General features: G+C 66.1%; 8 protein-coding genes. All 8 read left to right on the top strand.

Going from position 1 to position 12,853, the window contains the following annotated elements; all coding sequences use genetic code 11:
- Positions 1-2 precede the first annotated feature (2 nt).
- The 8 genes from NVV90_RS14780 to NVV90_RS14745 all read left to right on the top strand — a co-directional run bounded on the left by NVV90_RS14780 (position 3) and on the right by NVV90_RS14745 (position 12,846).
- A complete protein-coding gene (locus NVV90_RS14780) occupies positions 3-1,844 on the top strand; it encodes an ABC transporter ATP-binding protein (RefSeq protein ID WP_258438025.1) in 1,842 nt (613 codons plus the stop codon).
- Between the two features lie 34 nt (positions 1,845-1,878).
- Positions 1,879-3,015, top strand: coding sequence for a GuaB3 family IMP dehydrogenase-related protein (locus tag NVV90_RS14775; RefSeq protein WP_258438024.1), 1,137 nt, complete (start codon positions 1,879-1,881; stop codon positions 3,013-3,015).
- 176 nt (positions 3,016-3,191) lie between these two features.
- Positions 3,192-4,943 (top strand): glycerol-3-phosphate dehydrogenase/oxidase, encoded by a 1,752-nt coding sequence (locus NVV90_RS14770; RefSeq protein ID WP_258438023.1) that lies wholly within the window; start codon positions 3,192-3,194, stop codon positions 4,941-4,943.
- A 44-nt stretch (positions 4,944-4,987) separates the two neighbouring features.
- Complete coding sequence (locus NVV90_RS14765; protein WP_258438022.1) at positions 4,988-5,476, top strand: PTS sugar transporter subunit IIA; 489 nt, start codon at positions 4,988-4,990, stop codon at positions 5,474-5,476.
- A gap of 52 nt (positions 5,477-5,528) precedes the next feature.
- Positions 5,529-6,410 (top strand): SURF1 family protein, encoded by an 882-nt coding sequence (locus NVV90_RS14760; RefSeq protein ID WP_258438021.1) that lies wholly within the window; start codon positions 5,529-5,531, stop codon positions 6,408-6,410.
- Positions 6,407-6,910, top strand: a complete 504-nt coding sequence (locus tag NVV90_RS14755; protein WP_258438020.1) for a DUF3817 domain-containing protein — start codon at positions 6,407-6,409, stop codon at positions 6,908-6,910. The genes NVV90_RS14760 and NVV90_RS14755 overlap by 4 nt, the downstream gene beginning before the upstream one ends.
- Before the next feature lie 91 nt (positions 6,911-7,001).
- Positions 7,002-8,591 (top strand): glutamine-hydrolyzing GMP synthase, encoded by a 1,590-nt coding sequence (guaA, locus tag NVV90_RS14750; RefSeq protein WP_258438019.1) that lies wholly within the window; start codon positions 7,002-7,004, stop codon positions 8,589-8,591.
- Between the two features lie 127 nt (positions 8,592-8,718).
- Entirely contained in the window at positions 8,719-12,846 is a 4,128-nt protein-coding gene (locus NVV90_RS14745; RefSeq protein ID WP_258438018.1) for a DUF4011 domain-containing protein, read from the top strand.
- Positions 12,847-12,853: the final 7 nt, after the last annotated feature.

The following is a 12,853-nucleotide window of genomic DNA, read 5'->3' as shown; positions in this document are numbered from 1 at the left end:
TCATGTCCGAACTGATTCCGGCCAGAGCGCCGCAGCGCAAGCTCGCGCTCCGCCCGTACGCCCGCGCCGTCGGGCAGGTTCTCAAGGTCAGTTTCAAAGCCTCGCCGGCCGCCGTCATCATGAAAGTGGCCGGTTCCCTGATTTCCGCCACGCTGCCTTTGGTCACCACGTACTACGCCGCACTGACCACCACCGCGTTGGCAGCCGGTTATGCGGGAGATCCCGACGCCGGCCCGCGGGCCATCCTGTACGTGATCGTCACCGCGGCGCTGGGCCTGTTCTGGGGCGCCTTCAGCAGCGTTGACCGCTACATCCAGCAGCTCATGAGCTTCAAAGTGGGGGCGATAGTCGGCGACATGATGTACGAGCGCTTCCTGGCGCTGGAGTTTTGGCGCTACGACGACAAAGAGACGGTGGACCTGTACGACCGAGCCAAGCGTTTCTCGGATTCCTACGCCCGGGTCCTGGACCGCATCGCCGCCATCTTCACCCAGTTGGTGTCCGTCGTTCTGGCCGTCGGGGCCCTGTTGCTGGTCAGCTGGTGGATCGCCGTGATCGTGCTTGTGGCGATCGTGCCCAGCGTGTACCTGCAGTTCAAACTGTCCCGGGAACAGATCGCGCACTGGAACACCCAGATTGACTCGCGCCGGCAGCGGCGGATGATCGAGACCAACCTGCTGCGGCCCCAGCACATTGCCGAGATGCGGTTGTACGGAATTGTCGGGTTCCTCATGGGGCTGCGCTCCAGGCTGCGTGACCAGGACGAACGGCGCCGGCTCGACTTCCAGAAACGCTACATCCCCAAGCAGTTGGCGGCCGATGCCCTGCAGTACGGTGCGGAGGTGGTTTCCCTCATCTGGGTGGTGGGGCAGATCATCGCCCGGGCCCAGCCGGTGGGCCAGTTCCTGTACATCCAGCAGATCGTCAGCCGTGCGCTCTCCACAGCCAACAACCTCGTGTCCTCGCTGAGCTCCATCGACGAGGACCTTGCCAATCTCAAGGACTACGAGCTGTTCATGGCCCTTCCGGTGCCGTCCGGGACGGAGCCGCCGCTTGCCCATGCCCCCGAAACCGTGGAAATGCAGGACATCCGCTTCAGCTACACCGGCAGCGACATCGAGGTCATCAAAGGCGTTTCCTTGACCATCAGGCACGGCCAGCACATTGCGATCGTGGGCGAGAACGGCGCGGGGAAGTCCACGCTCATCCGCATCCTGGCGGGCCTGTATCGCCCGGATTCCGGCAACGTGCTGCTCGACGGCGCCGACCTGGCCGGCGTCGACGTCAAGAGCTGGCACCGGCACCTGGCGGTGCTGAGCCAGGAGTTCCTCAAATATGAGTTCGCCACGGCGGCGGAAAACATCTACTTCGGTGATGTCGACGAACCCCGCGACGATGCCCGGATCCGCCGGGCCGCGTCCGATGCCGAGGCCATGGAGTTCATCGAGAAGCTGCCCAACGGCCTGGACAACCACGTCAGCAACTGGATGGAGGACCCCCGGGGACGGAAGGGCAGCGGCCTGTCCGGCGGGCAGTGGCAGCGGCTGGCCATGGCCAGGAACTTCTACCGTGACGCCTCTTTCATGGTCATGGACGAACCGACGTCGGCGATCGACGCCCTGGCCGAGCACCGGATCTTCACCCGGCTGTTCGCTGACCGCAGCAGCACCATCATCGCCATCAGCCACCGCCTGGCCACCATCGAAAAGGCCGACATCGTGTACATGCTGGAGGACGGCCGGATCGTGGAACAAGGCACGCACAAGGAGCTGGTGGCACTGCGCGGGCGCTACTTCAGGATGTTCGAATCCCAGCTCAACGTGGACGAGGCCAGCCGCGGTTAGCGGGAGGACAGCCGCACTGGGATAAACTCGAGCAGTGACTTACGAGATTGAGATTGGCCGTGGCAAGCGTGGGCGTCGTGCCTACTCCCTGGATGACATCGCGATCGTCCCCAACCGTCGCACCCGTGACCCGAAGGACGTCTCTGTTTCCTGGCAGATCGACGCTTACAAGTTCGATATGCCCGTGATCGGTGCCCCCATGGACTCGGCGATGTCCCCGGACACCGCCATCGCCTTGGGCCGCCTGGGCGGCCTCGGTGTCCTGGACCTCGAAGGCCTGTGGACCCGCTACGAAAACCCGCAGGCAGTGCTGGACGAAATCGCCGGCCTCAGCGACGAAACCAGCAGCCCGGCCGTCACGCGCCGCATGCAGGACCTCTACAAGGCGCCCATCCAGCCCGAGCTGATCAGCTCCCGGCTCGCCGAGATCCGCGCCGCCGGCGTGACCGTTGCCGGCTCCCTGACGCCGCAGCGCACGCAGGAACACTACAAGACCGTGGTGGCTGCCGGCGTCGATATCTTCGTCATCCGCGGCACCACGGTGTCCGCCGAGCACGTCTCCAAGACGCACGAGCCGCTGAACCTCAAGCAGTTCATCTACGAGCTCGACGTCCCCGTGATCGTCGGCGGTGCCGCCGGCTACACGCCTGCCCTGCACCTGATGCGCACCGGCGCCGCCGGTGTCCTGGTGGGCTTCGGCGGCGGTGCCACCAGCACCACGCGCCGCGCCCTCGGCATCCACTCGCCGATGGCCTCCGCCATCTCCGACGTCGCCGCAGCCCGCCGCGATTACATGGATGAGTCCGGCGGACGCTATGTGCACGTGATCGCCGACGGCGGCATGGGCAGCTCGGGCGACATCGTCAAGGCGATCGCCATGGGCGCCGACGCCGTCATGCTCGGCAGCGCGCTGGCCCGCGCCGATGAGGCTCCCGGCCGCGGCTGGCACTGGGGTCCGGAAGCCCACCACCTCGAATCGCCCCGCGGCGACCGCGTCAACGTCGGCACTGTGGGCCCCCTCGAAGAGGTGCTCTTCGGACCGGGCCATCACACCGACGGCACCTCCAATCTGGTCGGTGCCCTGCGCCGCTCCATGGCCACCACCGGATACTCGGACCTCAAGGAATTCCAGCGCGTCGACGTCGTCGTCTCGCCGTACTCCGGACATTAGTCAGGCACGCCGGACGCTCCGCCGTTCCAGAGCCCGCCGTCCTTTCGCCTGCAGCGAGGGATGGCGGGCTCTTGCGCGTCCGGACCCGGCACGCCGCCTGGATCGCCCTGCCCAAGAATGCCATCAGTAGGTAGTGTGGGGGACTACGGGCTTTTTTGCGCGATTGGAGGCGTCCGATGAGCAGTGCCGCAGGCGGGCCGAGCGGGAAGGCCGGTGCCCTCAGCCCCGAATCCCGTGCCGCATCCATCGAGGTCCTGAAGGGCACCAGTGTTCCCGGGCAGGAGCTCGACATCCTCATTGTCGGCGGTGGCGTGGTGGGTGCCGGATCGGCCCTCGACGCCGTAACCCGCGGCCTGACGGTCGGCATCGTCGAGGCCAGGGACTGGGCGTCAGGGACGTCCTCGAGGTCCTCAAAGCTGATCCACGGCGGGCTCCGCTACCTCGAGATGCTGGACTTCGGGCTGGTACAGGAGGCGCTGCAGGAACGCGGCCTCCTCATCCAGCGCATCGCCCCCCACCTGGTCCGCCCGGTCCCGTTCCTCTACCCGTTGACTCGCAGGTTCTGGGAGCGGCCCTACGTCGGTGCGGGCATCCTGCTTTACGACACCCTGGGCATCACCTCCGGCAACAGCCGCGGCGTGCCCATGCACAAGCACCTCTTCCGGCGCGGCACCCTGCGGGCGGCCCCGAGCCTCAAGAACGACGCCTTCGTGGGTTCCATCCGTTACTACGACGCCCAGGTGGATGATGCCCGCCTGGTGGTCAACGTGGTCCGCACGGCGGCCCACTACGGGGCACACGCCGTCAACCGGATGCGGGTGGTCGAATTCCTCCGGGAAGGCGAGCGGGTGGTCGGCGCCAAGCTGGAGAACCAGGAGGACGGCAGCACGTTCGCTGTCCGGGCGAAGCAAGTGGTCAACGCCACCGGGGTGTGGACGGACGAAACCCAGGCCATGGTCACTGAGCGCGGCCAGTTGAAGGTCCGCGCATCCAAAGGCATCCACTTGGTGGTTCCCCGTGACCGTTTCCAATCCACGGTGGGGCTGATCCTGCGTACCGAAAAGTCCGTGCTCTTCGTCATCCCCTGGGGCAGGCACTGGATCATCGGAACCACGGACACCGACTGGAAGCTGGACAAGGCACATCCGGCGGCGTCCAGCAAGGACATCGACTACGTCCTGGAACATGTCAACCGCGTCCTGAAACGGCCGTTGACCCGTGAGGACGTGGAGGGTGTCTACGCGGGGCTCCGGCCCCTGCTGGCCGGCGAGAACGATTCCACCGCCAAGCTCTCCCGTGAGCACGTCGTGGCGCACCCCGTACCTGGCCTCGTGGTGGTGGCCGGCGGGAAGTTCACCACCTACCGTGTGATGGCGAAGGACGCCGTGGACGAGGCCACCAGGGCCATGGACGAGCGCGTTCCCGCAAGCTGCACGGAAACCATCCCGCTGCTGGGCGCCGAAGGGTTCAAAGCCGCCTGGAACCGACGCGTACGTGCGGCGGAAGAATCCGGCGTCCATGTGGCGCGTGTGGAGCACCTGCTCAACCGCTACGGCTCCCTGGCCTCCGAATTGCTTGCCCTCATCGCCAACGAACCCAGTCTCGGCGATCCGCTCCCCGGCGCCGACGACTACCTCGCGGCAGAGGTCGTCTACGCCACCACGCATGAGGGGGCGCGGCACGTCCACGACGTCCTCACCCGGCGGACCCGCATCTCGATCGAGTCCTGGGACCGCGGTGTGTCCGCGGTTCCGGTAGTCGCTAAGCTGATGGGTGACATCCTTGGCTGGAGCGAAGCGCAGTGGGAAAGCGAAATCAGGCACTATCTGGCACGGGTCGAAGCCGAGCGACTCAGCCAGCAGCAGCCCGACGACGAATCCGCGGATGCCGCGCGCATGGGAGTGGATGACATCATTCCCCTGCGCTGACAGGCAATGGACCCGGCCGGGAGGCCGTACTGGAGGGAAACGACGTGGCCGAACCACTGGATCCGTATGATGCCGAACTGACCACACCGGACACCGTGGTTCTTGAGCTTGAAGCCGTGGACAAGATTGACGCCGCCGCGCAGCTCGCCGAACGGCTCTACGCCGCTGGGCGCATATCCAACCTCGAAGGCTTCCTCGAACAGGTACATTCCCGCGAACACCAGCTGGCCACCGGCCTGCCCGGCGGCATCGGCCTGCCGCATGCCCGCAGCGAGTACGTGTCCAGGATCTCCATCGCAGTGGGCGTCACCAAGTTCGGCCACGCACTGGACTTCGGCGCCAGCGACGGTCCGGCCACACTTGTCCTGCTCATCGCCACACCGGCCAGTTCGTTCTCCGACCACCTGGAAGTCCTGGCCACCCTGGCGAGGTCGCTGTCCAAGGAATCCTTCCGTGACTCCCTGCGCCGTGCCTACGACCCCGAGGTCATCTCCGAACTGATCAACTCAAGTCTGGTCTTCTTCGACCACTAGGGAGCGGGGCCCGGGTTCGTTGTTCTACAGCCGGACGAAGTACGGTTAAGGGGTGTTGAAAACCGCGCTGAAACCCCGCTGGATCGCAGGACTGGTCTTTGCGCTCCTCCTGTCCGGGGTGTTCGTGCTGCTCAGCCAATGGCAGTTCGGCCGGTCCACCACGAGCGAAGCGCCCGTTTCCTCCACGGTGGAAGAGGTCAAGCCCCTCACCACGGTGCTCAAGCCGGGCCAGTTCTTCCCGGGCTCGGTCTCAGACCAGATGGTCAGCGCCACCGGCAGCTATGACCCCGCCAAACAGGTCCTCGTCGAAGGCAGGCTGTTCGGCGGGCAGAAGGGCTACTGGGTGGTGTCTGCCTTCGCCGTCGACGGCGCCCCGGCGCTGAACGGTGCCGCGGCATCTCCGCGGACTTGGATTCCCGTGGCCCGCGGCTGGGTGGCCGATCCCGCGGAAGCCGGCCCGCCGCCGTCGGGCACCATTGAACTGACCGGACGGCTGCTGCCGTCCGAAGCGCCGCTGCCCAACGTCGACGCCGGCCCGGGCCGCGCGTCCGCAGTCGCGGTGGCGGAACTCATCAACAAATGGGACGTCTCCAGCTACCCAGGATTTGTGGCCGCAAGCGCCGAAAACTCAGATGGCGCCTCCGTTGCCGCCTCCGGAGTGCTGAAGGCCCTCAACATCCCGGCCCAGCCGCCTGCCCAGCAGGTCAACTGGCTGAACCTGTTCTACTCCGTGGAATGGGTGGTCTTCGCCGGATTCGCCCTCTACATTTGGTGGCGGATGGTGGCCGACGACCACCGGCGCGGACTCGAAGACGAGAATGCCGATGAGGACGCCGAAGACGGCGGCGACGGTCCCGACGGCGGCCCCGCACAACTTCCTTCAAGAACCCATGAGTCAGAACAACATGAGCCAGAACAAAAGGTGCAGCAATGATTGAGCCCAAGCCGGCAGTCCAGCCCGAACAGTCAGGAGCCGCCAAGAGCAAGAAGCGCCGCTTCGGCGGCACCGAAGCCCAGATCCGCTCCGCGCTGAAGTTCTACAAGGTCATGGCCTACCTCACCGGTGCCATGCTCCTGCTGCTGTGTGCCGAGCTCGCGGCCCGTTACGGATTCGGCCTTTCGCTGTTCGCCGGCGGCACGAACGCCGTGACCGGCCAGCCGTTCGGCTTCGGTTTCGCGGAATCGGAACCGAAAGGCGTCATTGGCGGCCTGAACCTGTCCGTCACAGTACTGATCGTGCATGGCTGGATGTACGTCGTGTACCTGATTTCGAACTTCCGCCTCTGGTCCCTCATGCGCTGGCCGTTCGCGAAGCTCATCCTGCTGGCCCTCGGCGGCGTGGTTCCGCTGATGTCCTTCATCGTGGAGAAGAAGTTCCACGCGCAGGTTGAAGCCGAGCTCGCTGCCAACCCGCAGGCCTCCAAGCGCTACTAGCGATGTGAGATCGCTAACGCGGGGCTGTTTTGCGGTGCTTGCGACGGTCCCCAAGGTGCACCGGGGCGGCCGGGCAAAGTAGTCTAGGACGGTGACTACTCCCACCGCACCCCAGACTTCCCAGAAGCCGGTGCTGGTTGTTGACTACGGTGCCCAGTACGCGCAGCTGATTGCCCGCCGCGTCCGTGAAGCGAATGTGTACTCGGAAATTGTTCCGCACACCTTCACCACCGAGCAGCTTCTGGCCAAGAACCCCGCAGCGATCATCCTGTCCGGAGGGCCCTCGAGCGTTTACGCCGAAGGTGCCCCGAGCGTGGGCGCTGACCTGTTTGAAGCCGGCGTTCCGGTCTTCGGCATCTGCTACGGCTTCCAGGCCATGGCCAATGCCCTTGGCGGCACCGTGGCCCAGACGGGCCTCCGGGAGTACGGCGCCACCGAGGCAACCGCCGTAGGCGAAGCCCGCTCCATTCTGGCGGACCTGCCGGAATCCCAGACCACGTGGATGAGCCACGGCGACTCCGTCCACGAAGCCCCCGCGGGCTTCGAGGTTCTGGCCACCACGGCCGGCGCCCCGGTTGCGGCGTTCGCCAACGAGGAAAAGCACCTCTACGGAGTGCAGTGGCACCCCGAGGTCAAGCACTCGGCCCACGGCCAGCAGGTCCTCGAAAACTTCCTCTTCAAGGGCGCGGGCCTGTCTCCGAACTGGACCACCGGCAACATCCTCGAAGAGCAGGTTGACCGTATCCGCAAGCAGATCGGCGACTCCAAGGTCATCTGCGGCCTGTCCGGCGGCGTCGATTCAGCCGTTGCAGCTGCCCTGGTGCAGCGTGCGGTAGGAGACCAACTCACCTGCGTGTTCGTGGACCACGGTCTGCTGCGCGAGGGCGAAGCCGAGCAGGTTGAACGCGACTTCGTGGCAGCCACCGGCGTCAAGCTCTACGTCGCCAACGAGCAGGAACGCTTCCTGTCCGCCCTTGCCGGCGTCAGCGATCCCGAAACCAAGCGCAAGATCATCGGCCGGGAATTCATCCGCGCCTTCGAGGAGGCGGAGCGGGCCATCATCGCCCAGGCCGCTGCCGACGGCGAGAAGATCAAGTTCCTGGTCCAGGGCACGCTGTACCCGGACGTCGTCGAGTCCGGCGGCGGCGAAGGTGCAGCCAACATCAAGAGCCACCACAACGTGGGCGGCCTGCCGGAGGACCTGCAGTTCGAGCTCGTTGAGCCGCTGCGGGCACTCTTCAAGGACGAGGTCCGTGCCGTCGGTGCCCAGCTGGGACTGCCGCAGGAAATCGTTGGCCGCCAGCCGTTCCCGGGCCCCGGCCTCGGCATCCGCATCGTCGGTGAAGTCAACCGGGAGCGTCTGGACCTGCTGCGCAAGGCCGACGCCATTGCCCGTGCCGAGCTCACTGCGGCCGGCCTGGACAACGACGTGTGGCAGATGCCCGTAGTGCTGCTGGCAGACGTCCGTAGCGTGGGCGTCCAGGGCGACGGCCGTACCTACGGCCACCCGATCGTCCTGCGCCCGGTCTCTTCGGAAGACGCCATGACGGCCGACTGGTCGCGCCTCCCGTACGACCTTCTGGCGAAGATCTCCAACCGGATCACCAACGAGGTGGACGGCGTGAACCGCGTGGTGCTGGACGTGACCAGCAAGCCACCGGGAACCATCGAGTGGGAATAGCATTTTGAGTGGCCGGCCTCTTCACTGAGGCCGGCCACTTCGCTTTCTGGAGTGAAATGACGGCGAATTTACTGCAGGGGCAGTGTTGCGGAGCTGCCTTCAGACGGAGTCCGCTACCCTCGAAAGTATGCCGGTATGGTCCAAGGCGTCTAAAGCTAGTACAGATAAGAAGGCAGTAGTTGTGTCAGTAGGTCAAGGCCCGGAAGAGGGTTCTGAAGAACTCCGGAAGTGGTTGTCAGGGCTCAAGCCCGTCACCGGCGCCGACACAATGCTGCGCTTCGTCAAGACGCCCGAAGGTGCCATCGATCTCAGTAACGCCCACCCCTCGGGCCTTGCGCAGCTGCTGGCCGGCCGGCGGACGCGCCTCTCCACCCTCATCCGGGACCGCCAGCAGTATCTGGTCGCCGCGCGGGCGGCCCGGAACATCCGCTCCAAGATTTTCGAGCTCAGCAATGACCGCGGCATCGACGCCGGCTACCTCTCCGCAGGGACCGTCGTCTGGACCTCCGCCGTCGGCGGGAAGCCACAGCGTGTTTCCGCCCCGGTGATGCTTACCTCCATCGTGCTCACCGTCAGGCCCGGCGAAGACGACTACGAACTCCAGCTGAGCGAGCAGGCCCGCATGAACCCGGCCCTGGTCCGGCACCTGAAAATGGTCCACGGCATCGTCTTCGATGTCCAGGCCGTGGCGCGAATGGCCTACAATACGGCGCGCCTGGATCCACAGCCGGTCCTGGACCGCATCTCCACGCTGGTGCAGCCGATCCACGGGGCCGAGGTTGAATTCAACCTGCTCGTCACTACGCTGGCGGACCTTTCCGGCAACCTCGACGACCCCTGGATCAACCAGAGCAACCCCGTGGTGGCGGCCCTTGCGACGGCGGCCAACGGCGGGCACGTGGAGCCGGAGCCGATCAAGGCCGGGCGCTTCGACGACCTTGACCAACGCGATCCTGCCGATGAGCTGTTGCTGCTCGACGCCGACATGGACCAGCAATACGTGGTGGACGCCGTGCGTGCCGGGGATTCCCTGGTGGTCAGCGCTCCTCCGGGCAGCGGCCAGACGCAGACGGCCATCAACGCCATAGGGGCCCTGGTCGCCGAAGGAAAATCGGTGTTGGTGGTGGGCGACCGCCGAGCCAGCCTTGCCGGCCTCGCCACGCATCTGGAATCCCTGGGACTCGACTCGATGCTGTTCCGTCCCGGCGACGGTTCCACGCCCCAGCAGCTCAAGAACCAGCTTGTCCGGGCCATCATGAGGAACGAGAAGTCCCTCGAGCCGCAGCTGGGGAATCTGCACAAGACCCTCACGGAGCACCGGCACGCCCTCATGGACCATGTCGCCTCCCTGCACAACGTGCGCGAGCGCTGGGGCTGCTCGCCCTACCAGGCCATGCAGTCCCTCGCCGAGCTGACGTCCATCCACCCTGCGCCAGCCACTACTGTCCGGCTCAAGCGCAGCGTGCTGGACAACATCAAGGACCGGGCGGAACTCGCCGGGCGTCTCCGCCGGGCGGCCGAGCTGGGCAGTTTCAGCCGGGCTTCGACGTCGAGCCTCTGGTACGGTGCCCGGCTGGTGACCCGCAAGGAAACCGAGGAAGCCCAGCGGCTGGCGCTCTCCCTTGCCGAGAAACTTCCGCAGCTGCGCGAGCGCATGTACCAGGTGGCCGAGCACGCCGAAATCCGGCTGGGAGCAAACTTCGCCGAGTGGGGCGGGCAGCTCGAACTGCTGATGGCAGTCCGGGAAAGCCTCGACAAGTTCACCCCCGATATTTTCGACCGCCCGGTCCACGACCTGATTTCCGCTACGGCAAGTTCGTCCTGGCGCCGGGAACACAACCTTGAAATGCCGTCCATGCAGCGCTCGCGCCTGCGCCGGGTGGCCAAGGAATACGTCCGCCCCGGCGTGCACATCGCCGATCTGCACAGCTCCCTGCTGCAGGTGCAGGAGCAACGTGCGCAGTGGTCCGGGTATGCAACGACGCAGCGGCACCCGTCGGTTCCGTCCGGTCTGGCCGAACTCGGCACCCTGTACCGCGAACTGGACCGCGACTTGCGCCGCCTGGGGGATGCCCTCGAGCACAGCGCAGACGGCGGGGACCTCCACGGCACCGGATACCTTGAGCTCATCGCCCGCTTGGAAGGCCTGGTTGCCGATACCGCCACGCTTGAGACGCTTCCGGAACGGACCCTCCTGATCGAGAACATGCGCGAGCACGGACTCGCCGAACTGCTCACGGATCTCGCCGAGCGGGAGGTCCCGGCAGGCTCCGTCGCGGCGGAGCTGGACCTGGCCTGGTGGCAGTCCGCGCTGGAAGCCATGATCAGCGGGGACGACTACTTGGCAATGTCCGACGGCGATTCCCTCCGCAAGCTCGAAGCCGAGTTCCGCCTCGCGGACCAGGCGCACATTGCCAGCGGTGCAGCCCGTCTGCGGTGGCAGCTTGCCGAAAGGTGGCGGGCAGGCATCTCGGAGAACCCCCGCCAGGCAGAACTGCTGAAGGCCTTGCTCAAGGACGGCCGGGTAACGCTGCCGGCCCTGAGCGCACAGGCACCGGATCTGGTGCCTTTGTTGGTGCCTGTCTGCTCGGTCAGCCCCTACCTGCTCACCGGTGTGCTTCCGGCGGAACAGAAATTCGACGCCGTTGTCATCATCGACGCGGAGACCACCTCGCTGCAGGCCGTGCTGCCGGCCATCGCACGGGCCAAGCAAGTGGTGGCCTTTGGCGATGCCAAGGTGGCCACCGCGAGGACGTTCAGCGTTGCCGTGGAGCCGCCCGTTGCCGGCGTGGCCGGCCATGAGGCTGTGGACAGTGCCTTCGGCGCACTGGCGCGGGTCCTGCCCACGTGGCAGCTTAACTGGGTCTACCGGGCCGCGGATGAAGACCTTGTGCTGCAGCTGAGCAAGAACTACTACGGCGGCGGTCTCCGGCGCCTGCCCGACGGCCAGTCGGTGACGGGCCTGGACCGTTCCATCCTGGTGGAATACATTCCGGACGGCACGGGATTGCCCGGCGCGGACCACGAGGGCGTTGAGTCCGTGGCCGCCGAGGTCAACCGCGTGGTGGATCTTGTCTTCGAGCACGCCCGCCATCGGCCGCGCACGTCCTTGGCGGTTGTGACGGCCAGCCTGCGCCATGCCGCCCGCGTTGGCGAGGCCATCCGGCTCCAGCTGCCGAACCATCCCTCGCTGGCGCCCTTCTTCGGCGCCGGACCCGAGTCCTTCCGCGTGGTGGACCTCGAGCGGGCCCAGGGGCTGGTCAGGGAACACATCATCTTCTCGCTCGGCTATGGGCGCACACCCCACGGCCGGGCACTCCACACGTTCGGGCCGCTGTCGGTGGAAGGCGGGCGCAACCGCTTCGCGCTGGCGATGACCCGTGCCAGGCGGTCCATGCATGTCCTGAGCTGCTTCCGGCCCGAGGACTTGGACCTTGACCGTCTGGCCCATGGCGCCGTCGAGTTCTACGAGCTGCTTGACCGGGAACTGTCCGGCAACAGCAACCTCGGGACCCCAGCGTCGCGCTCGGCCGCGAGTGAGCGGGCGCTGGGCGAGGATCCTCTCGTGGCGGACCTTGGCGAGAGGCTCCGGGCACGGGGTGCCCGCGTCTGGCATCTCTACGACGGCGTCCTGGACATTGCCGCCGCGGCCGATCCTGTCCACACCATCGGCCAGGACCACGTCGAGCTTCCGACACCCGTGGCCATCGAATCCGATGGTACCGAACGGTACCGGCGCATGAGCGTCCGTGAGCGCAGCAGGCTGCGTCCACAGCTCCTGGAACGTATGGGATGGCGCTATATGTCCCTGTGGACCATTGAGGTATTCACGGACCCCTCCACCTGTGCTGACCGGATCGGCGCCTATCTGGGTCTCGAGAAGCAAGCGGAGCGCCGGGTGGGTGCAGCGGAACATGGCTTCCTGGACGTGGATGTTGAACAATTGGATCTGGACAGCATGACGCCACTTGGCAGCTACCGGGCGGCGGCAGAACCGGAACACGGAGGAGGATCGGCCGTGGAACAGAAGCAGGAACAGACGCAGGAACCTGATCAAGGCGGTGCACCCGCTGCCCCGAACGACACGAAAGACGCAGGATTGAAGAACGCAGGCTTGAACGACACCGCCAAGACAGACAGGGAGGGAGTCCTGCCGAACAAGGCCTCGGAGGACGACCCGAGCCGTTGGGGTGACAACGCGGGCTACGACCACGACGCATGGTTGAAGGAGCAGAAGCCCCCGCACTGGGGCTGACGGCCTT

This window comes from Arthrobacter sp. CJ23, assembly GCF_024741795.1.
Lineage (GTDB): Bacteria > Actinomycetota > Actinomycetes > Actinomycetales > Micrococcaceae > Arthrobacter.
Note: the sequence above shows the minus strand (reverse complement) of the source record. Positions and strands in the feature narration are given on the sequence as shown.